Here is a 25053-nt window from a genome sequence, read left to right on the forward strand (position 1 = left end):
GGGGCGTCTCGAGCGCGCGCGCAGGCGGATCGAGAACCTGCAGCGCGAGATCCGCGAGTACTACTGGAACTTCGTGCTCACGCCGGGGCTGGTGGAGCTTCGAAACCTCGCGCTCGTCGCGGAGCTGATCATCCGCTCCGCGACGGCGCGCAAGGAGAGCCGCGGCCTGCACTACACCGTCGACCACCCCGAGCTCGCGCCCGAAGCCCTCGACACGCTGCTCCGCGCGCCGCTCGAGCCCTCGTAGCCGCGCGGGCTCGGCTCAGATGCCTCCGGTGACCGCGGTGTTGATCACCGTTCCTCCGAGGCCGAGCACCTGCTGCAGCGGGAAGAAGATCAGCTGCAGCGCGTAGCCGATCCGCGCCGAGAGATTCGGCGGCACGTACACGACGTCCCCGGGCTGCAGCAGGTAGTTCGTCTGCCCGTAGCCCGCTTCGGTGATCGCCGCGAAGTAGATCGGATAGGTGAGCTCGCCCTCCGGCGACGGGCGCACCAGCCTGGCGCCGTCGAGCGCGGCCATCCGCGTGGGGCCGGCCGCGCTGCCGAGCGCGTGGACCGCCGTGACGTCTCCGACGATCGGATACGCGCCCGGCCTGTTGACCTCGCCGAAGATGAAGAACGTGCGGCTGTTCGAGGCCCGCAGCAGGACCGTGACATCGGGCTGGACGATGAACTCCTTCAGCCGCACGCTGATCTCGCTGCGGATCTCCTCGACGGTCTTGCCGCGCGCCTCGACGTCGCCGATCAGATCGAGCGAGATGCGCCCGTCCGGTCGGACCGTGAGCTCGCGCTCGATCTGCGGATCGGGGCGCACCGTGATCACCAGAACGTCGGGCGGCGCGATGCGGTACTCGGCCTGCAGCGAGGGCAGGCCGGGGTGGCCTGCCGAGCTGATGCAGCCGAGCCCCGCCGCGCAGAGCAGAAGGACCGCGACCAGACCTGAACGTGCGGACGACTTGCTTCTCACGGACCCACCCTCCCGTCGCAGTTTCGGATCGCCCGCGGACCGGGCTTCTAGCTCGCGCCCCGGCCGGAGATGACCGCGGGAACCGTCGCGAGCAGGATCTGCAGATCGAGCAGGAGCGACCAGCGCTCCACGTACTCGAGGTCGAGCTTCACCCAGTCCTCGAACTCGATCTGGTTTCGTCCCGAGACCTGCCAGAGGCAGGTGATTCCCGGCCGCATGCTGAGTCGCCCGCGGTGGTCGAGCTCGTACTTCTCGACCTCGCCGGGCACCGGGGGCCGCGGCCCGACCAGGCTCATGTGCCCCGCCAGCACGTTCAGCAGCTGCGGCAGCTCGTCGATCGAGTACTTGCGCAGGACCCGGCCGACGCGAGTCACGCGCGGGTCGTTCGCCATCTTGAAGACGGGACCCGACTTCTCATTGAGCGCGGCGAGCTCGCGCTTGCGGCTCTCGGCGTCGGTGACCATGGTGCGGAACTTCAGGAACGAAAAGGCCCGCGCGTGGCGGCCGCAGCGGCGCTGGGCGAAGAAGATCGGGCCCGGGGAGTCGAGCTTGATCGCGATCGCCGTCGCGATCCAGAGCGGCGCGGTGACGATCAGCGTGGCCAGGGCTCCGAGCAGATCGACGGCGCGCTTGGCCGCGAGCTGCCAGGTCGAATGGTGGCCGAGGACCGAGAACGAGAGCGCGGGAACGTCACCGATCCGTGTCACGATCACCTGCGCGGCGCGCGTCTCGAACAGGTCGGCGGGGATCGTCAGGTCGATGCAGAGCGTCTCGCAGAGCCCGATCGCGTTCGCGACGGAGTCCTGGCCGAGGAAGCGGCGCGGCAGGCCGTAGATCACCCAGCCGACTCGCTCGCGCGCGACGATCTCGCCGAGCCGATCGAGCGTCCCGAGATAGCGCGGTCCGAGCAGCGCGCGGTCGGCGTCGGACGGCTGGTCGTCGAGGAAGCCGATCACGCGGCGCTCCGCCTCGATCGCCGCCGCGAGCCGGCGCGCGCGCTCGCCACTGCCGAGCAGCAGCGCGCGGCCGCGGTCCTGGTCTTCCGGAACAGACGATCGTATTCGCTCCGCGCTCATCGCCTTCGCTCTCGCCTAGCTTCCCGACGGAGTCGAGCCGTCGTCGCGCGACTCCGCCTGCGTGTAGGGTGAGTACATGTACGTCGGGTAGTGCAGGCTGCTGCCGGGGTCGACCTGGTTGAAGACGATGCCGAGCACGCGCGCCCTGGCGCGGACCAGGTCCTCGCGAATCCTGCGCAGGGCGTGCCGGTCGACGCTGCCCGGCTTGTGAACCAGCAGCGTGCCGTCCGCGTCGGCCGCGAGAAGCAGAGCGTCGGGCACCGCGAGCAGCACCGCGGAGTCGATCATGATCAGGTCGTACTCGTCCCGCAGATCGGAGACCAGCTGGGCGAACGCCGCGGAGCCGAGCAGCTCCGACGGATTCTCGGGCACCGCTCCGGCGGCGATGAAGTCGAACTCCGTGCGGTCGGGTCGGGCGACCGCCTCTTCGACGCGCGCCTTGCCCTGCAGGATCTCGGACAGGCCCGGCGACGCGGATCGGTGCAGGACGCGGTGGACGCGCGGGCGACGCATGTCGGCGTCGACCAGCACCACGCGGCGGCCCATCCGGCCGAAGGCCCCGGCCAGGTTCACGCAGGTGGTGGTCTTGCCCTCGCCTGCGACCGCGCTCGTCACCAGCAGGACCTGGAGCTTCGCGGCGCGCATCGCGAAGAGCAGGGACGTGCGCACGTTGCGATAGCTCTCGCCCGCGGCCGATCCCGGCGCGTCGACCGCCTGCCGCTCGGGCGGCGCCTTGCGCCCTTCGACACGGGGCACCATCCCGAGCGAGGTGGTGCCGAGCAGCGCCGCGATCGCCTGCGGATCGCGCAGGCGCCGATCGATCAGCTCGAGCGCGAACGCGAGTCCGAAGCCGAGCCCGAGCGCCAGCGCGAAGCCGGCGATCAGGAACTTCTTGCGATTCGGGCCGGCCGGCTTCGTGGGCGCGATCGCGTAGTCGAGCACGTCCGCGCCGACCTCCTTGGTCGCGGCCGTGATCAGCGTCTCGTTCCGGCGCGTCATCAGCACCTCGAGAATCTGCTTGTCGATCTCGAGCTCGTTGGCGAGCCGGCGGTAGCGGCCCACGGCCTCCGCCTTGGGACCCATGGGCATCGACGAGATCAGGTCCGAGCGCGACTTCTCGAGCACCTTGACGCGCGCTTGCTGCTGCGACTCCTCCGAGAGCAGGCGCTGGTACTCGGCCTGCTCGCTCTCCGTGAGCACCCGACGCGGACGACTCGCGTCGGATCCGAGCCGACCCCCGAGATTCGCCACGACCCCCTCGAGACGTCGCACCTCGGGGTGCGTCGGCGTGAAGCGGAGCCGCGCGGATTCGAGCTCCGTGGTCGCCAGGTCGTACTGCGCGCGAATGCCCGCGCTCTCGGGATCGGCGCCTGAGCCGGACGGCGGGGCGACCTCCTGCCGACCGAGCGAGGCCAGCCGGGCCTGCGCGGACATCAGGCCGATGCGCGCCGACTGCAGCTCGCTCTCGAGATCGTCCAGCGCGGGGCTCGACGTCGCGCGTCCGGTCTCCTCGAGCGCGCTGATCGAGAGCGAGTTCGTCGCCACGATCTCGCCGAGCGTCTGCTCCTTCCGGGCGATCTGCTCGCGAAGCTCGTAGACCTGCTGGTTCAGCCAGCCGACCGCGCGGCGGGAGGCCTCCTCGCGCTGATCCTCTTCGTACTTCACGTAGGCGTCCGCGACCGCGTTGGCGAGGAACGTCGCGCTTCCGCCGCTGCCGCCCGCCGCCGTGATCTGCAGGTAGTTGCCGCCGCCCTCCAGCGTGACCGATACGACCGAGCGCAGGGCGTTCACGTGGCTCGCGCGCTCCTGATCCGCGGTGAGCGGGGCGTTCGAGCCGAGCAGCGCCGACTTCGCGGACTCGAGCATGCTCCTCGGCGCCTCGCCTCCGGGCGGTAGCTGATCGACGACGCGTCCCAGCACCGCGTCGGAGAGGACCAGCGTGATCAGCGCGTCCTCGCTGTTCGAGCTGGCCATCCAGCCCGGGCTTCGCCCCTCGCCGGCCGCGCCCGGCATGAAGTCTGCCCCGAACTCCATCACCTTCGGCGGCGTCCGGATCACGACCGTGGCGGTGGCTTCGAAGTACGACGAGAGCAGGAACGGAACGATGCTGGCCGGGAGCAGGAGCGGAAGGCTGACCAGAAGGATGACGAGCTTCCGGCGCCGCAGGAAATCCAGGATCATCCGCGGATCGAATTCGCCCGCGTCGGACTCGTCGGCCCAGCCGTCGCGTTCCGTTTGATCCGGTCTCATCCGGTCCCTTTCCGCTTCGATTCGTGCAGCGCGGATGCTCGAGCCGGGCCCAGAATAGCAATCACCGTGCCCCCCCGGAATCCACGGGCCGCGCGAATGCTTCACGGCGAAGAGAAGCGCACTACCACATTTGACACCCGCGGCGGCGAATCTCCACATTCCCCCGCGGAGCGCCGATCTCTGAGATACCCTGCGGACCTCTCACGGCCGCGCCGGCGACGGGGGATGACCATGACGACCGGGATCGACGCGAGCCGCGCAGATCCGACGCGGAGCCCGGGCTTGGCCCTGCGCATGGCCTGCCTGATCGCGAGCCTGATCGCCGCTTGGCCCGCGCTGTATCTGCTCTCGTACATCTGGCTCAGCTCCGACTATCTCGCGCACGGCTACCTGATTCCCCTGACGTCGCTGGGCCTGCTCTGGCTGCGGCGGGCGCGAATCCGCGACGAGCTAGCGACGGCAGACACCCCCGCGCTCGGCCCGTTCGTCGTGCTGGCTGCGGCGCTGTTCCAGTCCGGCGCATTGCTCGCCGAGGCGGGCACCTTCGCCGGAATCGGCCTCGTGGCCACGATCGCTGCGACGGTCTACGCGGTCGGCGGGCCGAGACTCCTGCGGGCGCTGGCGCTGCCGGTCGGGTTCCTGCTCCTGATGGTCCCGCCACCGGCCTTCCTGCAGGACCGGCTCCTGTTCGGCCTGAAGCTGGTCGTGATCCGCGTCTCCGTCTGGCTGCTCCAGGCGTTCGGCTACTCGATCGCCGCGACCGGAAACCGGATCTTCGTGCCCGGTCACGAGCTGTTCGTCGCCAACGCGTGCAGCGGTCTCACCTCGATCGTCACGCTGATGCCGCTGGGCATTGTCGTCGCCTACTTCCTCTCCCACGGCACGTGGCGCAGGCTTCTGATCGTCGGCAGCATCGTGCCGATCGCGATCCTGGGAAACATGGCGCGCGTGGTGATCACCGTCGTGCTCGTGTCGGCCGGCGGAATGGAGTATGCGGAAGGGCTGGTCCACGAGAGCTTCGGTCTGGCCACGTTCGCGATCGGCACGGTCGCGCTCGTCGCGCTCGCGCGGGTCCTGCGGTGACGACGCTGCGGCTCGTGCTGGTGCTGGCCTTCGTCTCGCTCCCGCTCCTGGCGGAGCGCGTGGTGGAGCTGCGGGCCCGCACGTCGCACCACTACGACGCGCGCGCGCTGCCCGAGCGTCTCGGCGAGCATCGGCTGATCCGCGAGCAGGAGCTCGTGGACGACGTCGCCACGATGCTCGCGCCCGCTTCGTACACGATGCGGCTCTACGCCGACGATCGGGACTCCTCGTTCTGGCTCTACTTCGCGATCTACTCCGGATCGGGCTCGACCGGAGCTCACGACCCGGCCGTCTGCTATCCCGCGCAGGGCTGGGACACGAGCGCGCCCTCCGAGTCGGAGCTCACCAGCGAAGACGGCGAGCGGATCGTGGTGAAGTCGATGCAGGCCGCGCTCGGGGGTCGCGAAGAGCGCGTGCTCTACTGGTTCCAGCCGGCCGCCCGCTGGCCGACGTCCGCCCCGCGCGAGCAGATCCTGCGCATGCTCGACGGTCTGGCCGGACGCGCGCAGTACGGCTTCGTGCGCCTTTCGACCCAGATCGATCCATCGAGCGAGGCCGCGCGGCGCGAGGCCGATGCCCGGCTCGCGGCGATCGCGCTCGAGCTCGGGCCGTCGGTGAGGCGCGCCGTCACGGAGGACTCGATTCCCCCGCAGCCCTAGGAAAGACGAGGCCGCGCGGGGAGGTTGCCCTCGGTCCTGCCCTCAGTGCAAGATCAAGAGCCCGCAGTCCGCGCGCCCGTCGTCCCCCGAGTTCCGCCGCGCGCCGGGGCCGATGGCGACGCTCGGCAGCGGAGTTGCATGGAGACCGGCCGCTCGAGCGCTGGGCCGGTCCGGCGCGTACGGTCAAGGCTGGCCGGACCGGAAACGAAGAGTGATGCGGGACCAACCAAGGGACGGACTCGGAATGCGCGTCGAAGCTCGCTTCAGCTGTTATCTGATCGGGTCGGAGTCTCTGCTCGTGCAGTGCGCGGAGATCCTGCGCGAGCGCGGGCACGAGATCCGCGGCATCGCGAGCGAAGAGGCGCCGATCCTCGCCTGGGCCCGCGAGCGCGGCATCGCGACGATCGATCCGAGCGGCGACCTCGCGACCGAGCTCGCCGGCGACTTCGACTATCTGTTCAGCATCACCCACCTTGCGCTGCTTCCCGACTCGGTTCTGCGCCGCCCGCGCCGCGCGGCGATCAACTTCCACGACGGTCCCCTTCCCTCCTACGCCGGCATGTACACGCCGGCCTGGGCGCTGATCGCGCGCGAGCCCCGCTACGGAATCAGCTGGCACGTGATGCGATCCGAGCTCGACGAGGGCGACCTGCTCGCGACGCGCTCCTTCGACGTCGCGCCCAACGAGACGTCGCTCACGATCAACACCAAGTGCTACGAGGCGGCGATCGAGAGCTTCGGGCCGCTCTGCGACGCGCTGGCCGCGGGAACCGCGTCTCCGATCCCGCAGGACCTGAGTCAGAAGCGCTACTTCGGCAAGTGGCTCCGGCCGGCGGCCGCGGGGCTGCTCGACTTCACGCGTCCGGCGCAGGATCTCGAGGCGCTGGTGCGCGCGCTCGACTTCGGCCGCTACGAGAACCCGCTCGCAACGGCGAAGCTCCAGCACCGCGGGCGCGTGTGGAACGTCGGTCGCGCGCAGGCCGAGACGGCAAGCGCCGCCGCCGAGCCGGGCACCGTGATCGCGATCGAGGCCGACGCGCTGGTCGTCGCGGCCGGGGGCGGCAGCCTCCGGCTCGGCGACTTCTCGGAGCCGCGCGGCCGGCGCGTGACGGTGTCCGAGCTCGCGAGCTCCCTCGGGATCACAGCCGGAGCTCGCCTCGAGGGCGCGAGCTCCGAGCTCGCCGAGCGACTCGGCGCCCTCAACGCAGAGCTGTGCAAGGGTGAGGAGTTCTTCGTGCGCCGCCTGGGCTCGCTCGAGCCGCTCGAGCCGCCCTACCTGCGCGCGGAGCGCGCGGCTTCCGGCGCGAGTGACTGGCGCGAGCTCGAGCTCGAGATCCCCGCGGAGTTCGCCTCGCGACCGGGCTCCGGGGCCGACTCCCTCGTCGCCGGATTCGCCACCTGGCTCGCGCGACTCTGCGACCGGACCCGCTTCGACCTGGCGTTCCGCGACGAAGCGCTGCGCTCCCGGATCGCCGGGCTCGAGGCCTTCGCGGCCGACGTGGTGCCGCTTCGCATCGCGCTCGACGAGAGCGCGAGCGCCGACGCGGCGCTGGCGAAGGCCCGCGACGCGATCGCGAGCACCCGCAAGCGCGTGACGTTCCTGCACGACGCCATCGCGCGCCATCCGAGCCTGCGCGGTAACGCGGAGCTCGAGTCGGAACGCCTGCTGCCGGTGCTCGCGGAGATCGGCGGCGCCACGGGCGCGATCTCGCCTCCGCCGGGAACCCTGCTCGCGTTCGTCGCCGCTCCCGACGGCAGCCGCGCCCGGCTCGGCTACGACGCGCGCGCCCTAGACGAGAGCTCGGCGCTTTCGATGCGCGCGCAGCTCGCGGTCTTCCTGCGCGAGCCGTCGCGGCCGTTCGTGCGCCTGGCGCTGCTCTCGCCCGAGCAGCGCAGGCAGGTGCTCGAGACCTGGAACGCGACCGACGCTCCCTACCCCCGCGACACCTGCGTGCACCAGCTCTTCGAGCAGCAGGTCCGGCGCACGCCGGACCGGCCCGCCGCGAGCTTCGAGACCGAGACGCTCTCGTACCGGGAGCTCGACGCGCGCGCGAACCGGCTCGCCGCGCACCTTCGCGAGCTGGGCATCGGCCCCGACAAGCTCGTCGGCATCTTCATCGAGCGCTCGATCGACATGCTGGTCGGCGTGCTCGCGGTGCAGAAAGCCGGGGGCGCATACGTGCCGCTCGACCCCGCCTACCCGCGAGATCGGATCGCGTTCATGCTCGAGGACTCGGGCGCGACCGTGGTGCTGACACAGGAGCGGATCGCCTCCGAGCTCCCGGCGTCGACCGCGAGAGTGGTGAGGATCGACTCCGACTGGCCCGCGATCGCGCGCCACGCCGACACCCCGGTCGCGAGCGGCGTCGCGCCCGCGAACCTCGCGTACGTGATCTACACCTCCGGCTCGACCGGCCGGCCCAAGGGCGTGATGGTCGAGCACCGCAACGTCGTGAACTTCTTCGCCGGCATGGACGCGCTGATCCCGCACGATCCGCCCGGGGTCTGGCTCGCGGTCACGAGCCTGTCGTTCGACATCTCGGTGCTCGAGCTGCTCTGGACGCTCGCGCGCGGCTTCGAGGTCGTGATCCACGCGGAGCGCGGCCACGCGGCCGGCGACGCCCTGACCGCACCAGCTTCCGGCCCGCAGCGCAAGCTCGAGTTCGGCTTCTTCCTCTGGGGCAGCGACGACGCGCAGGGCAGCGACAAGTACCGCCTGATGCTCGAGTCCGCGCGCTTCGCCGACCGCAACGGCTTCCTGTTCGTGTCCACGCCGGAGCGCCACTTCCACGCCTTCGGCGGGCCGTATCCGAATCCGGCCGTGACCAGCGCGGCGATCGCGGCGGTGACCGAGCGCGTGCAGATCCGCGCCGGCAGCTGCGTGCTGCCGCTGCATCACCCGATCCGCGTCGCCGAGGACTGGGCGGTCGTCGACAACCTCTCGAACGGCCGCGTCGCGATCGGGTTCGCGGCCGGCTGGCAGCCCAACGACTTCGTGATCCGGCCCGACGGCTACGCGGACGCGAAGGGCCAGATGTTCCGCCTGATCGACACCGTGAAGCGTCTCTGGCGCGGGGAGACCGTCGAGTTCCCGAACCCGCTCGGCCAGCTCGTGCCGGTGCGAACGCTGCCGCGCCCTGTGCAGCCGGAGCTGCCGAGCTGGGTGACCGTGGCCGGAAACCCCGAGACCTTCCGGATGGCCGGCGAAGCGGGCGAGAACGTGCTCACCCACCTGCTCGGCCAGAGCGTCGACGAGGTCGCCGAGAAGGTGAAGATCTACCGCGAGGCGCGCGCGCGCGCCGGGCACGATCCGAAGGCCGGCGTGGTCACGCTCATGCTCCACACCTTCGTCGGCGCGAGCGACGACGAGGTGCGCGAGATCGTGCGCGAGCCGATGAAGCAGTACCTGTCGAGCGCGGTGAACCTGGTGAAGAGCTTCGCCTGGGCGTTCCCCGCCTTCAAGCGGCCGGGCGGCGCGAACGCGACGCCCGACGACGTCGACCTCGAGAGCCTCTCGGCCGAGGAGCTCGACGCGATCCTCGAGCACGCCTTCGAGCGCTACTTCGAGACCAGCGGGCTGTTCGGCACGCCCGACACCTGCGCGAAGATGATCGAGCGCGTGCGCGCGGCCGACGTGGACGAGATCGGCTGCCTGATCGACTACGGCGTGCCGACCGCGCGCGTGCTCCAAAGCCTGGACGCCCTCGACGTGGTGCGGCGGCGCGCGAACCCGACGCCGGTCGCGCGCGAGCAAGGCCCCGCGGACTTCTCGCTCGCCGCGCAGCTCGAGCGGCGCAACGTCACGCACATGCAGTGCACGCCGTCGATGGCCAAGATGATCGCGATGAACGACGAGATGCGCGCCGGTCTCGCTCGCGTGCAGCAGCTCTACATCGGCGGCGAGGCGTTCCCCGCCTCGCTCGCGCGCGAGCTCTCGAGCTTCGTGCGCGCGAACGTGACCAACATGTACGGCCCGACCGAGACGACGATCTGGTCCACCACGCAGCCGGTGCGCGGCGCGCTCGCCTCGATTCCGATCGGTCGCCCGATCGCGAACACGCGCATCTACGTGCTCGACCGCCACCTCGAGCCGGTTCCGGTGGGCGTCGCCGGCGAGCTGTACATCGGCGGCGACGGCGTCGTGCGCGGCTATCACCGCCGCGCCGAGCTCAGCGCCGAGCGCTTCCTGCCCGATCCGTGGAGCGGCAAGCCCGGCGCGCGCATGTACCGCACCGGCGATCTCGCCCGCTACCGCGACGACGGAACGATCGAGTTCATGGGGCGCATCGACCACCAGGTGAAGATCCGCGGCTACCGGATCGAGCTCGGCGAGGTCGAGACCGAGCTCGGCCGGCACCCGGCGATCCAGGAGTGTGTCGTGGTCGCGCGGGACGAAGCCGACTCCGACCCGCGCCTGGTCGCCTACCTGGTGCCGAAGGGCACCGCGCCCGCGACCGAGGAGCTGCGCGAGCACCTGCGCAAGACGCTGCCGGAGTTCATGGTTCCCGCGCTCTTCGTCTCGCTCGCCGCGCTTCCGCTCACGCCCAACGGCAAGATCGACCGCAAACGCCTGCCCGCGCCCGAGCAGCACAAGCCGAGGATGCAGGCGCCGTTCGTCGCGCCGCAGAACCCGCTCGAGGGGATGATCGCCGGCGTCTGGCGCGACGTGCTCAAGCTCGAGACGGTCGGCGCGGAGGACAACTTCTTCGATCTCGGCGGCCACTCGCTGCTCGTGGTGCAGGTGCACCGGAAGCTGCGCGAGCAGGTTCCACAGCCGCTCTCGCTCACCGACCTGTATCGCTTCCCGACCATCCGCTCGCTCGCCGAGTTCCTCGGCAGCGACGGCAGCAATCCGCAGCTCGACAAGAGCGTGGACCGCGCGGCCGCGCGGCGCGAGTCGCTGAAGCTGCGCCAGCAGACGCGCAGACGACCGGGAAGCGGCGACGCATGAGCGAGGCCGAGGACGACTGGACCGGCAGCGAGATCGCGATCGTCGGCGTCTCGTGCCGGTTCGCAGGCGCGCACGACGCCGAGGAGCTCTGGGCGAATCTGCGCGCGGGCGTCGAGTCGATCGTGCGCTACGACGACGCGGCCCTGCTCGCGGCGGGCGTGGAGCCGGCCGTGCTCGCCAATCCGAGCTACGTGAAGGCGGGCGGACAGCTTCCCGACGTGGACGGCTTCGACGCCGGCTTCTTCGGCTTCGGCCCGAAGGACGCCGCCATCACCGACCCGCAGCACCGCCACATGCTCGAGTGCGCCTGGGAGGCGCTAGAAGACGCCGGCCACCCGCCCGCGCGCTTCCCGGGCGCGATCGGCGTCTTCGTGGGCTGCGGGATGAACGGCTACTTCATCTACAACCTGCTGCGAAATCCCGAGATCGTCGCCTCGACCGGAACCTTCCTGCTCCGCCACACCGGAAACGACCGCGACTTCCTGCCGACCACCGTCTCGTACAAGCTGAACCTGACCGGCCCGTCGGTGGCGATCCAGACCGCCTGCTCGACGTCGCTGGTCGCGATCCACGTCGCCTGCCAGAGCCTGCTCTCGCGCGAGTGCGACCTGGCGCTCGGCGGGGGCGTCACGATCGTGGTGCCGCCCGGCCGCGGCTACATGTACAACGAGAACGAGCCGCTCTCGCCCGACGGCCACTGCCGCGCATTCGACGCGCGCGGCGCGGGCACGGTGCTGACCAGCGGCATCGGCGTGGTCGCGCTGCGCCGCCTCGAGGACGCGCTCGCGGACGGCGATCCGATCCACGCGGTGATCCGCGGCTCTGCGATCAACAACGACGGCTCGCGCAAGATCGGCTACCTGGCGCCGTCGGTCGACGGACAGGCCGCCGTGATCGCGGAGGCGCTCGCCGTCGCCGGCGTCTCGGCGGACCAGATCTCCTACGTCGAGACGCACGGCACGGGCACCAACGTCGGAGATCCGATCGAGATCAGCGCGCTCACCCAGGCCTTCCGGCAGACGACCGAGCGCACGGCGTTCTGCGCGATCGGCTCGAACAAGCCCAACATCGGCCACACCGACACCGCCGCGGGCGTCGCGAGCCTGATCAAGGTGGTCTCGGCGCTGAAGCACGGCGAGCTTCCGCCCAGCCTGCACTACGAGCGGCCGAATCCGACCATCGACTTCGCGGCCTCGCCGTTCTTCGTGAACGCGAAGCTCTCCGAGTGGAAGCGGACCAACGGCAAGCGCCGCGCGGGGATCTCGTCGCTCGGCGTCGGCGGAACGAACGCGCACGTGATCGTCGAGGAGGCGCCTTCGCTGCGCTCCGGGCCCGCGAAGCGCGGCTTCGAGATCCTGCCGATCTCGGCCAAGAGCGGAAGCTCCCTCGACGCATCGGCGGCGAAGCTCGCCGGGTTCCTGCGCGACCATCCCGAGCTGCCGCTCGCCGACGTCGCGCACACGCTCCAGGTCGGCCGCGACTCGTTCGAGCACCGCCGCGTGCTCGTCGCGCGCAGCCACGAAGAGGCCGCGCAGCTGCTGGAGAGCGGCGACACCAAGCGCGTCTTCGCCGCGCGCGCCAAGGGCTCGGCGCCGTCGGTGGTGTTCATGTTTCCGGGCGGGGGCGCGCAGTACCCGAACATGGGGCTCGGCCTCTACGAGAGCGAGCCCGTCTACCGCGCGGCCATGGACGAGGCCTTCGAGATCTCGCGGCGGATCCTCGACTTCGACCTGCGCGCGCTGGTCTACCCGGGTGCGAACGGCTCGGCCGAGCTCGCGGCGCGGCTCGCCCGGCCGACCGCGTGTCTGCCCGCGATCCTCGCCACCGAGGTCGCGCTCGCGAAGCTCTGGCTCTCCTGGGGCGTCGAGCCGGTGGCGCTCACCGGCCACAGCATGGGCGAGTACACCGCCGCGTGTCTGTCCGGCGTGATCTCGCTCGAGGACGCGCTGCGCATCGTCTCGACGCGCGGGCGACTGGTCGACTCGCTCACCACGTCCGGCCGCATGCTCTCGGTGCCGCTGCCGGAGGCGGAGCTTCGCGCGCTGCTCCCGGCCGATCTCGACCTGGGCGTCGTGAACGGCCCGTCGCTCTGCGTGGTCTGCGGCGAGGCCGGCGCGATCGAGCGCTTCGACGCGGAGCTCCGCGCGCGGGACGTCGAGAGCCAGCTGCTTCGCGTTCCGGCCGCCGGCCACTGCCGGCTGCTCGACCCGATCCTGGACGAGTTCGGCCGCTTCCTTGCGACGGTGACGGTCTCCGCTCCGCGCATTCCCTACGTCTCCAACCTTTCCGGAACCTGGGTGGTTCCCGACGATGCGCGCGACCCGTCCTACTGGGTGCGACACTTCCGAGAGTCGGTGCGCTTCTCACACGGGCTCGCGACCCTGCTGGAGGATCCGAACCGCGTTCTGCTCGAGGTCGGCCCCGGCCAGACGCTCGCGTCGCTCGCGCGCCAGCAGCCGAAGAGCGCGCGCGCCGCGTTCGGCTCGCTGCGGCACCCCGACGACACGGCCCCGGACGAGATCTTCGTCGCGGGAAGCTTCGGGCGGCTCTGGGCGAGCGGCGTCGACGTCGACTGGGCCACGCGACGCGGCGAGGAGTCGCGTCTGCGCGTCGCCCTGCCGAAGTACAGCTGGGAGCACCAGCGCTACTGGATCGATCCGGCGAAGCAGGAGAGCACGGCGGCCGCCACCGAGGCCGAGCTCGCGCGAATCGAGAGCCCGTCGGGCTGGTTCAGCGAGCGCGTGTTCCGGCCCGAGCCGCTGCCGCCCGCCGGCGCGGAAACGCCGCTCGACTGGCTGGTCTTCGCCGATCCCTCCGGCCTGGGCGCCGCGCTCTGCGCGGAGCTCGAACGTCGGGGACACGGCGTCACCGTCGTGCGCGAGGGCGACGCGTTCTACCGGCTTTCCGATCGCGAGTACGCGCTCGCGCCCGAGGCCGGCGTCGACGGCTACGTAGAGCTCGTCCGCGACCTCGAGGCGAACGGCCGGCTGCCGGATCGGATCGCGCACCTCTGGCTCGTCACCGCCGACGAGTCCGCCCGGCCCGGCTCCAACTTCTTCAACCGCAACCAGGAGCGCGGCTTCTACAGCCTGCTCTACCTGGCGCAGGCGCTCGGCGGCGAGGACGTGAAGCAGCCGATGCACGTCGCAGTGGTCTCGAACGGAATGCAGCGAGTGGGCGACGAGACGCTGCGCTACCCGGAGAAGGCGACCGTGCTCGGGCCGGTCGGCGTGATCCCGCAGGAGCTCCCCGCGCTCACGCTGCAGAGCATCGACATCGCGGCGCCCGTCGCTGGCGGCCGGCTGCGCAAGCGCGCAGCGCTCGACCTGGGAGGCGATCTCGTCGCACGGCTCGCGTCCGACATCTCCCCGGCTCGCGCCGACCAGCGCGTCGCGTACCGGAACGGCCAGCGCTTCGTGCAGCGGATCGAGCCGGTCCATTCGCCCGCGAGCGCGGCGGGCGCCCCGCCGCTCAGAGAGCGCGGGACCTACCTGATCACCGGCGGGCTCGGCGGCCTCGGGCTGGTGCTCGCGGAGCACCTGGCGCGGAGCGCGAAGGCCAGGCTCGTGCTCGTCGGCCGGTCGCGGCTTCCCCTTCGCGCCGAGTGGCCGAGCTGGCTTGCGAGTCACGGCTCGACCGATCCGACCAGTCGGACGCTTCGCAAGCTGCTCGAGATCGAGGCGCTGGGAAGCGAGCTGTCGATCGAGAGCGGCGACGTCGCCGACATCGTGCGCATGCGCGAGATCGTGGCGCAGGCGCGCGAGCGCTTCGGCGCGATCCACGGCGTCTTCCACGCCGCGGGCGCGATCGACGACGCGCCGATCCAGACCAAGACCCAGGCGTCGATCGAGGCGGTCTTCAGCCCGAAGGTCCTCGGCACGCGCGTGCTGGACGAGCTGCTGCCGGACGTGGAGCTCTTCGCCCTGTTCTCGTCGAACTCGAGCGCGCTGGGCGCCGCCGGCCAGATCGACTACGCCGCGGCCAGCGCCTTCGTCGACGCGTTCGCGGAGAGCCGCGCGCAGCGCGCGCGACCGCGCACGCTCGCGATCGGCTGGAGCGTGTGGCGCGACGCGGGCCTGGCGGTCGCGACCTACGAGCGCCTCGGGGGCGGGGCGTCGGGCGGCCGCCCGGCCGCGCACCCGCTTTTGGGACGGCGCATCGGCGACGCCGCCGACCGCGTCTCGTTCCAGACCACGTTCAAGGGAACCGAGCACTGGCTCCTCGACGACCACCGCAGCCGCACCGGCGACGCGCTGATCCCCGGCACCGGCTACCTCGAGATCGCGCGCGGAGCGTTCGCGGAGCTCGCAGACGCGGCCGCGATCGAGCTGCGTCGCGTCTTCTTCGTCGCCCCCTGCGTGGTGAACGCGGCCCAGGACGTCGAGCTGCACACGACGCTGCGCCGCGCGAGCGCGGACTGGGAGCTCGAGATCGAGAGCCGCGCGGCCGGCGGCACGGAGTGGCAGCTCCACGCGCAGGCCGAAGTCGGCGCCTGCAAGGAGCTTGTGCCCGCTCCGCTTCGCCTCGACGAGATCGCGGCGCGAATGGGCGCGCCGCAGATCGCGACTTCGGGGCGGTCGCTCGACACGCTGCACGCGCGCCACCTGCGCTTCGGGCCGCGCTGGAACGTGCTCCGGAAGATGTGCTTCGGCGCAGGCGAAGCGCTGGCGGAGCTCGAGCTTCCCGGCGAGTTCGGGGCCGACCTCGGCCGCTACGCGCTGCACCCCGCCCTGCTCGACCTGGCGACCGGCTTCGCGACCCCGCTGATCGAGGGCTACACCGGAGCGGAGTTCTACGCGCCGATGTCGTACGAGCGCGTGCGCGTCTTCGCCCCGATGCCCGCGCGCATCGTGAGCTGGGTGCGCAGCGCGCAGCCGAACCAGGTCGGCAGGGAGGTCGCGGTCTTCGACGTCGTGATCGCCGACGAGAGCGGCCGGGTGATCGCTCTGGTCGAGGGCTTCGCGATCCGCAAGCTCGCGGCGGACGCGGTGCTCACGCGCGCAGCGTCTGCGCGCAAGCCGTCGCACTCCGCGCGCGGCGCCGAGGCGCACGCGGAGTCCACGCACCGGACCGAAGCCGAGCGGCTGTTCCGCCGCAGCTACGAGCTCGGCATCCGGCCGCACGAGGGCATGGAGGCGCTCGATCGACTGCTCGCCGGCCCGAAGCGGCCGCACGTCTTCGTCTCGCCGCTCGATCTTCCCGAGCTGGTCGCGCGAATGCGCTCGGCGCCGAAGGCCGCCGAGACGCCGTCGACCGGCTTCGCGCGGCCAGAGCTCGAGACCAGCTACGTCGCGCCGCGCGACGAGATCGAGCGCACGCTCGCGGGATTCTGGCAGGAGCTTCTCGGCGTGACCGAGGTCGGCATCGCCGACGACTTCTTCGAGCTGGGCGGTCACTCGCTGATCGCGGTGCGGCTGTTCGCGAAGATCAAGAAGACCTGGGATCTGGAGTATCCGATCTCGGTGCTCTTCGAGGCGCCGAGCATCGAGAAGTGCGCACAGCTCGTGCGCGAGGACCTTGGCATCGAGCTCGGCAGCGCGCAGCCGGAGGCGCGCAAGAAGGAGCGCCGCTTCCGCCTGCTCGTGCCGCTGCAGATCGGCGCGGCCGAGCGCCCGCCGTTCTTCCTGGTCGCTGGGATGTTCGGAAACGTGCTGAACCTGCGGCACGTCGCGCAGCACCTCGGCGCCGACCAGACCGTGTACGCGATCCAGGCGAAGGGGCTGCTCGGCGACGACGAGCCGCACCGCCGCTTCCCGGACATGGCGCGCGACTACCTGGAAGAGGTGCGCGCGGTGCAGCCGGAGGGCCCGTACTACCTGGGCGGATTCTCGGGCGGCGGACTCACCGCGTTCGAGATGGCGATGCAGCTTCTCTCGCAGGAGCAGGAGGTCGGAATCCTCGTGCTGCTCGACAGCCTGCCGGCCGAGACGATCGAGCTCGACGCGCTGGCGAAGCTGCGCATCCACGCCCAGCACATGGCGCGCGAGGGCCTGGGCTATCCGCTCGCCTGGCTGCGCAAGCGCGTGCGCTGGGAACTCGAGAAGCGCGCCGCGCGGCGCGAGGCGCCGGTGCGCGATCTCTCGCCCGCGGAGTTCCGCTCCGCCGAGATCGAGAAGGCGTTCCTGGACGCGCTCGCGCACTACCGCACGCCGGTGTATCCGGGCCGGGCCCAGCTGTTCCGCCCGAAGCACGACGACTGGTTCTCGCTCGGTGGCGACCTGGTGATGAATCCGCACAACCGCGGCCAGATCGCGAACCACGAGAACCGCTTCGGCCCGCACGTCCTGGGCGGGATCGAGGTGCACGAGGTCTCGGGCGACCACGATGCGATGGTGCTCGAGCCGCACGTGCGAAGCCTCGCCGCGACGCTCCGCGCGTGCCTCGACGAGGCGTTGCTCTCGAAGTCGGGCCCATGCCCGTCCTGAACGCGGAGCTGCAGGCCGCGGCGACGAAGGCCGCGCCGGATCCGCGCCCGCTGTTCCCGCGCGGCGTCTCCGTGCTCTCGGGCCCGGTGCAAGCCACGCTCGACGGACTGCACCCCGAGGAACACGCCTGCATCGCTCGCGCCGTGCCCAAGCGGCAGCACGAGTTCGCGACCGGTCGGCGGCTCGCGCACCAGCTTCTGGCGCGTCTGGGCGCACCCGACTTCGCGCTTCTCGCCGACGCGGACCGGGCGCCGATCTGGCCCGAGGGCCTGGTCGGGTCGATCTCGCACTCCCACGGACTCTGCGTGGTGGCGGTCTCGCCGCGCGGGGCGCTCGTGGGGCTCGGAGTCGACGTCGAGGAGGCCGACGGCGTGCGCCCGGAGCTCTGGCGTCGCGTGCTGCGGCCCGACGAGGAGCAGTGGCTTCGCGCCCAGCCGGCCGCGCAGCAGCTCGATCTGGCCGCGGTCTTCTTCAGCGCGAAGGAGGCGGTCTACAAGGCGCAGTTCCCGCTGACGCGCGCGCGGCTCGGCTTCCACGACGTGGGGCTCGAGCTGGATGCGGCGCGCGGGATCTTCCGCGCGCGTGTGCCCGGCTTCGCCCGCGTGCTTCCGGGCTCGTTCAGCCTCGACGGACCCTGGGTGCTCTCGGGTCTCGCGCTCGCGGCCGGGGACGTCCGCGAATGAAGCTGCTGGTCGTCGTGATCAACTACCGCACGCCCGAGCTCACGCTCCGCGCGGTGGAGTCGGCGCTTCGCGAGCTCGACGCAATCCCCGAGAGCGCGATCGCGCTGGTCGAGAACGACTCGCGCGACGGCTCGTACGAGCGGTTCGAAGACGAGATCGCCGCGCGCGGCTGGTGCAAGCGCGTGAGGCTGTCGAAGTCGCCGTGCAACGGCGGCTTCTCCTATGGCGTGAACCAGGGCGTGCGCCCGTCGCTCGCGTCGAATGATCCGGCCGAGTACTTCTACCTGCTGAACTCCGACGCGGAGCCGCTGCCCGGCTCGATCCGCACGCTTCTCGACTTCCTCGAGTCCCACCCGGAAGCCGGCATCGCCGGCAGCCAGATCCTCGGCAGCGACGGAGCGCTACACGAAACTGCGTTCCGCTTCCACAACCTGATCTCCGAGCTCGTCTCTCCGATCCGCGGCATCCCCGGTTTCGCGCGGCTGCTCGACCCGCACATGGTCGCGATGCCGATCCCCGAGCGCGACACGCGCGTGGACTGGCTGGCGGGCGCGAGCATGATGATCCGCCGCCCGGTCTTCGACGCGGTCGGTCTCTTCGACGAGCGGTACTTCCTGTACTACGAGGAGACCGACTTCTGCCGCCGCGCGCACGAGCGCGGCTTCCAGACCTGGTATCTCCCCGCGAGCCGGGTCGAGCACGTCGGCGCGGCGTCGACCGGCTGGAAGGACTTCGCGAAGCCGCGCACGCCGCACTGGTTCCGCGGCCGGCGCTACTACTGGTTCAAGAACCACGGGCGCGCGGTGCTCTGGCTCGCGAACCTCGCCTGGATCGCGGGTCACTTGATCGGCCGGGCGAAGGCCCGGCTGCTCCGACGCGAGTACGCGCAGCCCCCGCGGCTGCTGCGCGACTTCCTGCGCTACACCCTCTCGTTCGCGAAGATCGGGCCGCTGCTACCGGTCGATCGCGGCGAGTAGCGCGCGGTCGAGCGGCCCGCGCAGGCGCTCGGCGGCTTCGACGTGGCCGTCCCGGTTCCAGTGCCCGTCGACGCGGTAGTACAGATCCGGCCGCTCGGACTTCGCGGGCATGCGCACGAACGCGGCCGACTCCGCGAGCGCGACCGACTCGATCCGGGACGCGATGTCGGCCTCCGCGTCCGACGTGAGCACGATGACCGGCCAGCCCCGGGCGCGCGCGCCCGCGATCAGCTCGGCCAGCAGCCGCAGCGTGAGCCGCTCGCGCTGCGCGTCGTTCGCGTCTGCCACCGCCGTCGGGGCGGCGTCGGCCGCGCGCCCGCGCGAGCGCGCGAGCTGCAGAAGCGCGGCGAACGCGTGCGAGTACGTGAGCCCGGGGATCCGATCGATCACCGGCTGCATCCGGCGCAGGAACGACCGCGGCACCGGCAGCGGCGCCTCGACCAGACGCCCGTCCGGATCGAGACGGAAGAAGCCGTCGCGGTGATCGTCGGCGAAGTCGTTGGAGCTCGACTGGTACACGAGCACGGTCGCGCCCTCCGGCCCGCTCGGGTAGTCCCGAAGCAGCCGGACGGCCCGACCCGTTCCGGTGTTGCCCACGCCCTCGTTCAGGACCCGCACGCTCCGGCCCTCCGCCGCGAGGCGCGACGCGACCCGCCGCGGGAACTCCTCGCCGTCGTCGACGCCGTAGCCCTCGCTGAACGAGTCGCCGACGAACAGGACGCGCAGCTTCGCGTCGCGCTCGGCGGGCGTCGGCTCGGGCCCGCGTTGGCCCAGCGAGTTGGTCGTGATCCGCATCGTGAATTCTGGCGTCCAGCGCGAGGCCGAGAGGTTGCGCTTGTGGCGCGCGCCGAGGACCGGATCGTAGACGCTGAACGAGGGGCCGATCTCGCGAACCGGAACCAGGAGCCGGGCACCGAGCTCGAGAAGCACCCCCGCGGCGAGCGCAGCCAGCAGGAGCGCCGCGAGCCGCGCTCGCATCAGCGCGGCAGCGTGCGCAGCCCCTGCGCCGGCGCGTTCACCAGCACCGCCATGTTCCCCGGCGGGTGCCGGTTCTCGTACATGACCTGATGGACCTGCGCGATCTGCTCGAACTCCGCGCAGTGCGAGAGGCACGGGGCGATCCGGCCCGCGTCCACCATTCGGTTCAGCTCGGAGCACTCGCGCGTGCTCGCGAAGTGCGATCCCTGCAGGCGCTTCGAGCGCATCCAGAGGAAGCGCAGGTCGATGTCTCCGTTGTAGCCGGAGGTGCCGCCGCAGATCACGACCATTCCGCCGTTGTCGCACATGAACATCGACGTCGGCAGCGTCGCCTTGCCCGAGTGCTCGAAGACGATCTTCGGGCTGCGCCGCTCGCCGAGCACCTCCCAGAACTTCTTGCCGAACGCGCGCACGCCCTGGTTCCACTTCGCGTAGGCGGCGGTGTCGTCGAAGTCGGGCAATCGGCCCCAGTGGTCGAATTCCTTCCGGTTGATCACGCCCTTCGCGCCAAGGCTCGTGCAGAACTCGACCTTGCTCGGGTCCGAGACGACCGCGATCGGAATGCCGCCGCGCTCGCGCGCGACCTGGATCGCCATTGACCCGAGTCCGCCCGCGCCGCCCCAGATCAGCACCGGGTCACCCGGCCGCACCACGTTCGGGTGCCAGTGAGTGAGCTGGCGCCAGGCGGTCGCGCCCGAGACCATGTAACAGGAAGCTTGTTCCCAGGTGAGCCGCTCGGGCTTCGGGAAGCACATGAACTCCTCGACCGCCGAGAACTGCGCGAAGCCACCCCAGTTGTCCTCGTAGCCCCAGACGCTCGTCGTCGACGACGTGATCGGATCCGCGCCTTCACGGATGTCCTGCGCGCTCTCGTCCCAGCGGCACGACGAGATCACCACCGGGTCGCCGACGCGCAGCCCCTTCACGCGGCTTCCCACCGCCCAGACCATGCCGGAGCCCTCGGAGCCGCCGATGTGGAAGTCCTCGGGCTCGCCGCGTTTCTGCCGCATCGCGATCACGTCGATCGGCCGCCCGGTCGCGGCCCAGATGTTGTTGTAGTTCACCCCGCAGGCCATCATGTGCACGAGAACTTGGTTCTCCTTGATCTGGGGAACCGGCACCTCTTCGATCACGAAGGCTTTGCTCGGCGGCCCGAAGCGCTCGCGGCGGATCAGCGCCGCGTACATCCGTTCGGGAACCACGCCCAACCGGGGCACCTCGCCGATCTCGTAGATGGACTTTCTCGTCACGCGACTTCCCTTCCATCCCGATCGCCGCGAGGCGATCGAGTTCGAGTCTAGGCTCTCATCGGCGGATGCGCGATCGCGGCTTGACGCCCGGTCACGCCTGGATCTCCGAGACGATCCACGGCGTCTTCCCGTTCGGTGACACGGGAAGCGCGTCGACCTGCACGACCTCGATCTCGACGCCCTCCCCCATCGCGCTCCGAACCGATCGCTCGAGGCGTTCGCGCACCGAGACCTCGATCGTCCGATCGGAGCGGAGCTCGACGCGCAGCCGATCGATCCTCGTCTGCACCACACGGAACTGGTGCACCTGCGGCAGCTCGTCGAAGAGGTGGGTGAAGAACAGCGCGTGGATCACGCTTCCGCCCGGTGAGCGAATCGTGTCGTGCGCGCGTCCGCTCACGGATTCGAGCAGCGGGGAGGGGCGCCCGCAGTCGCAGCGCTTCGCCGACGGCACGACCAGGTCGCCGAGCTCGTATCGCACAAGCGGCGAGACGAGCGAGTTCAGATTGGTGACCAGCAGGCTTGCGGTCTCGCCCGGAAGCGCCGGCCGTCCGTCGCGCAGGAACTCGAAGACCATGTTCTCGTGCGCGAGGTGCAGACCGCGGCTCGGGCATTCGAACGCGATCACGCCCAGCTCGCAGCACCCGTACTCGCAGATCGTCGGACAGCCGAGCACGCGCTCGATCAGCCGCCGCTGCACGGGCGTCATTCCTTCTCCGGTGAAGATCGCGCCCCGCACGCCGAGTCTCGTGCCGTCGAGCCCCTGCCTCTCGAGCCCCTCGCAGAAGCGGAACAGCCCCGACGAGATCGCGCGGATCAGGCGCGGCTGGAAGCGGAGCAGGCGCCGGTAGGCGCGCGCGATCGCCTCGTCGCCGAGCGAGTAGATGTCGATCAGCACGATGTTCTTGATCCGCCACGAGACGCGGCGCCGCAGCGCCACGATCGAGCCCTGGAGCGCTCCCGTCACATCCCGCACTCCGCTCCAGATCATCGCCTCGCGCTCGCCGTAGTCGAAGCCCCACCAGCGCCGGCCGCGCGCGAGGGCGGCGAAGGTGTTCGCCGCGATCGACTGCCGATCGAGCCGGAACGCGAACGGTTCGCCGGTCGCGCCGCTGGTGACCCAGTCGTCCCACGCGCCCGCACCGCGCTCGTCGAGAAAGTCGCCGTAGGATGCGCGCAGCACGCGCTTGTTCACGATCGGCAGCGGCGCGAGATCCGATACGTCCCGCAACCGCGTCGGGTCGAAGCCGATTCGCGCGAACTCGCGGCGCCAGAACGGCACGTTGCGGCCGCAGTGCTCCAGCAGCTCGCGCAGGCGCGTGCGCCGGTACTCCTCGATGGCCTCGGGCGGAGCCGCGTCGAGCCGCTCCAACGTCTCGAGCATCGGGCGGTAGTCCCAGCCGCGCGCTCGTTGGAGCAGATCGACGTAGCTCCTGGCGATTCGTTCGTACATCGTCCGAGTCCCGTGCGCCTCAGCCTTCGACGCCCGACCGCAGGGACGCAAAGAGCTTCGCCAGCTTCTCGGCCTCGCGCCGAGCGTCGTGCGCGACCCGGACTCTCTCGCGCCCCGCGCGGCCCAGCTCCAGCAGCCTGGAGACGGGAAGTTCGAGCGCCTCGCGCAGCGCGGCGACCAGCGCGTCGACGCTTCCCGACGTGACCAGCCAGCCGGTCTCGCCGGTCACGACGAGCTCGGGAATTCCCGCGATCTGCGTCGCGATCGCGGGACGCGCGAGCGCGAACGCCTCCATGATCACCACCGGCAGCCCCTCGCCGAAGCTCGGCAGCACCAGCCCGCGCGAGTCGAGCAGCTCGTCGCGGACCTCCGAGCCCGACTTCCAGCCCAGGAACGAGACGGTTTCCTCGAGCTCGCGCTCTCGGACCATCGCCTCGAAGAGCCCGCGCAGCTCGCCGTCGCCGACCAGCCGCACCTCGAAGCGGCGTCCCTCCGCCACGAGCCGAGCGCACGCCTCGATCAGGATCGCGTGTCCCTTCGAGCGGCCGAGCCGGCCCACGCAGACCATGCGCTTCGCCTCCGGCGGCGCCGCGACCGGCTGCTCGAGGAACTGCTCGTCCACGCCGCAGCGCACGACGTGGATCTTCTTCCAGTGTTCGGGGTGCGACCAGCGACAGGTCTGGCTACGCGCGAAATCCGTGATGGCGGCGACGAAGCTCGCGCGCTCCACCTTCTCGCCCAGGCTGATCCCCTGCGGGCTGTCGAACTCGAGCGGCCCGTGAACGGTGAAGCTGAACGTGAGACCCCCGAACACCGCGGCGATCATCGCGACGGTCGTGGCGTTCGTGCCGAAGTGCGCATGCACGTGCGAGACGCCCTCCCGGCGCAGGATCCGCCACAGCGCGCAGGCCTCGGCGAAGTAGCCGAAGTGCCGCAGCAGGCCACGGTGCGACCCCGCGCCCCAGCGCCAGGTCTGGCGCAGCGCGGAGAAGAACGCGCGGGGCCGCGCGAGAAGCACGGCGATGGCATCGACGAGCAGCCCCGTCAGACCGCGGCCCAGCAGCGCATGCGTGATCTCGAGCTCGCGCCGGTCGGCCGGCTCCGGCAGCGGCTCGCGCGTGGGGCGGATCGAGAGGCGCAGCACGTGGACGCCCGCACTCTCCAGCCCGGCGATCTCGCGGCGGATGAACGTGTGAGTGGTGAGCGGATACTGGTTCGAAAGGTATGCGACTTTCATGTCCGTCCTGGGTCAGACGCGCCGGGCCGCTCGCGAGTGCCGCTTCTCTCATCGGCAGGTGAGGCGGCCGGGCGATAGCCCACCGGAGCGGGATCAGGCGACTGACTTGTACTCTATCAAGCCGGAGCGGCGACCGTACACGAATCGGTCCAGACCGAACCGGATCACGCCACAGAACTCCGCGAACTTCCCGATCACGCAGGCGCCGGCGTAGAGCGATGCCGTCGCCCCGTCGTAGCCTCGCGCGCGCGTCGCGGCGCGCGCGCGCAGGAAGGGTGCGGCGTACGCGATGGCCGGTGTGAGCGCGGCCCAGCCGGCCCCGCCCGCGAGCAGAGCGATCGCGAGCAGTGCGGGGCCGGTCGACCAGGCGACGATCGACGCGAGGGCCCGCACCGCCAGACGCTCCGGCTCGCGGCCGTGCAGCGAGGCGAGCTCGGCGTAGGCGTGGCCGGAGCGCTCGCTGCGGCGCCAGAACTGCGAGAAGCGCTGCATCGCCGCGTCGTGCAGCGTCATCTCGCGGTCGAGCCGTACGACGCGATGGCCGGCGCGGCGGATCCGGAAGCAGAGCTCCGGCTCCTCGCCGGCGATCAGGCCGGAATCGAACCCGCCGAGCTCGCGCAGAACGGCCGCGCGGAACATCGCGTCGCCCCCGCAGCTTCGCGCCTCGCCGATCGGCGTGTCCCATTCCACGTCGATGATCCGGTTGTACGGGCTCGAGTCCGGGCTGCGCTCGCGGCGACGGCCGCAGACGACCGCGACGCCTGTGTTCTCGTCGAGAAAGCGCGCTGCGACCTCGAGCCAGCCGCCGCGAACCTCGCAGTCGCCGTCGACGAACTGCACGTAGCGGAGCTCGGGGAATCGCTCGAGCAGGCGAGCGAGCCCGGCGTTGCGCGCGCGCGCCGCGGTGAACGGGATCGAGGTGTCGAGCGGGACGACGTCCGCGCCGGCCGCGCTCGCCGCCGCCACGCTCCCGTCCGTCGAGCCACTGTCCACGTACACGATCGGCGCCCCGGCGCGGCGAAGCGATTCCAGGCAGCGGACCAGGCGCTCGCCCTCGTTGCGCC

Annotated in this window: 15 protein-coding genes; 7 read left to right on the top strand and 8 right to left on the bottom strand. The window is 71.1% G+C overall.

What is annotated here, in order from left to right; all coding sequences use genetic code 11:
- The coding region (locus FJ108_12915; GenBank protein MBM4336793.1) for an L-aspartate oxidase at positions 1 to 247 on the top strand (247 nt) is incomplete at its 5' end.
- A 15-nt stretch (positions 248 to 262) separates the two neighbouring features.
- Here the strand turns inward: FJ108_12915 and FJ108_12920 are convergent.
- Genes FJ108_12920 through FJ108_12930 form a run of 3 tightly spaced genes read right to left on the bottom strand, consistent with a single transcriptional unit; the run spans position 263 to position 4452 of the window.
- Positions 263 to 1123: a polysaccharide export protein gene (locus FJ108_12920; GenBank protein ID MBM4336794.1), complete on the bottom strand. Its 861-nt coding sequence runs from the start codon at positions 1121 to 1123 to the stop codon at positions 263 to 265.
- A complete protein-coding gene (locus FJ108_12925; protein ID MBM4336795.1) occupies positions 1015 to 2043 on the bottom strand; it encodes a sugar transferase in 1029 nt (342 codons plus the stop codon). The genes FJ108_12920 and FJ108_12925 overlap by 109 nt, the downstream gene beginning before the upstream one ends.
- 15 nt (positions 2044 to 2058) lie before the next feature.
- Positions 2059 to 4452, bottom strand: coding sequence for a polysaccharide biosynthesis tyrosine autokinase (locus tag FJ108_12930; protein MBM4336796.1), 2394 nt, complete (start codon positions 4450 to 4452; stop codon positions 2059 to 2061).
- Here FJ108_12930 and FJ108_12935 point away from each other — a divergent pair.
- From FJ108_12935 to FJ108_12960, 6 genes are all read left to right on the top strand, one after another.
- The gene (locus FJ108_12935) at positions 4390 to 5376 is read left to right on the top strand and encodes an exosortase/archaeosortase family protein (protein MBM4336797.1); all 987 of its coding nucleotides are present in this window, start codon (positions 4390 to 4392) and stop codon (positions 5374 to 5376) included. The genes FJ108_12930 and FJ108_12935 overlap by 63 nt on opposite strands.
- Entirely contained in the window at positions 5373 to 6035 is a 663-nt protein-coding gene (gene epsI / locus FJ108_12940) for an EpsI family protein (GenBank protein ID MBM4336798.1), read from the top strand. Before FJ108_12935 ends, epsI begins: the two co-directional genes overlap by 4 nt.
- A 244-nt stretch (positions 6036 to 6279) precedes the next feature.
- Positions 6280 to 10986 carry an LLM class flavin-dependent oxidoreductase gene (locus tag FJ108_12945; GenBank protein ID MBM4336799.1) on the top strand — a complete coding sequence of 1569 codons (4707 nt, stop codon included), beginning with the start codon at positions 6280 to 6282 and terminating at the stop codon, positions 10984 to 10986.
- On the top strand, positions 10983 to 17411 hold the full coding sequence (locus FJ108_12950; GenBank protein MBM4336800.1) for a KR domain-containing protein: 6429 nt from the start codon (positions 10983 to 10985) through the stop codon (positions 17409 to 17411). Before FJ108_12945 ends, FJ108_12950 begins: the two co-directional genes overlap by 4 nt.
- On the top strand, positions 17399 to 18094 hold the full coding sequence (locus FJ108_12955; protein MBM4336801.1) for a 4'-phosphopantetheinyl transferase superfamily protein: 696 nt from the start codon (positions 17399 to 17401) through the stop codon (positions 18092 to 18094). Before FJ108_12950 ends, FJ108_12955 begins: the two co-directional genes overlap by 13 nt.
- On the top strand, positions 18091 to 19071 hold the full coding sequence (locus tag FJ108_12960; GenBank protein MBM4336802.1) for a glycosyltransferase family 2 protein: 981 nt from the start codon (positions 18091 to 18093) through the stop codon (positions 19069 to 19071). The genes FJ108_12955 and FJ108_12960 overlap by 4 nt, the downstream gene beginning before the upstream one ends.
- On the opposite strand, the gene FJ108_12965 is transcribed toward FJ108_12960, so the two are convergent.
- From FJ108_12965 to FJ108_12985, 5 genes are all read right to left on the bottom strand, one after another.
- Positions 19048 to 20049 carry a hypothetical protein gene (locus FJ108_12965; protein MBM4336803.1) on the bottom strand — a complete coding sequence of 334 codons (1002 nt, stop codon included), beginning with the start codon at positions 20047 to 20049 and terminating at the stop codon, positions 19048 to 19050. The two genes, FJ108_12960 and FJ108_12965, sit on opposite strands and share 24 nt — an antisense overlap.
- On the bottom strand, positions 20049 to 21236 hold the full coding sequence (gene ccrA, locus FJ108_12970) for a crotonyl-CoA carboxylase/reductase (GenBank protein MBM4336804.1): 1188 nt from the start codon (positions 21234 to 21236) through the stop codon (positions 20049 to 20051). The genes FJ108_12965 and ccrA overlap by 1 nt, the downstream gene beginning before the upstream one ends.
- A gap of 154 nt (positions 21237 to 21390) precedes the next feature.
- Positions 21391 to 22752: a phenylacetate--CoA ligase family protein gene (locus tag FJ108_12975; protein ID MBM4336805.1), complete on the bottom strand. Its 1362-nt coding sequence runs from the start codon at positions 22750 to 22752 to the stop codon at positions 21391 to 21393.
- Positions 22753 to 22771: 19 nt separating this feature from the next.
- The gene (locus tag FJ108_12980) at positions 22772 to 23989 is read right to left on the bottom strand and encodes a glycosyltransferase family 4 protein (protein MBM4336806.1); all 1218 of its coding nucleotides are present in this window, start codon (positions 23987 to 23989) and stop codon (positions 22772 to 22774) included.
- Between the two features lie 93 nt (positions 23990 to 24082).
- The coding region (locus tag FJ108_12985) for a glycosyltransferase family 2 protein (GenBank protein ID MBM4336807.1) at positions 24083 to 25053 on the bottom strand (971 nt) is incomplete at its 5' end.

The organism is Deltaproteobacteria bacterium (assembly GCA_016875225.1).
Lineage (GTDB): Bacteria > Myxococcota_A > UBA9160 > SZUA-336 > SZUA-336 > VGRW01.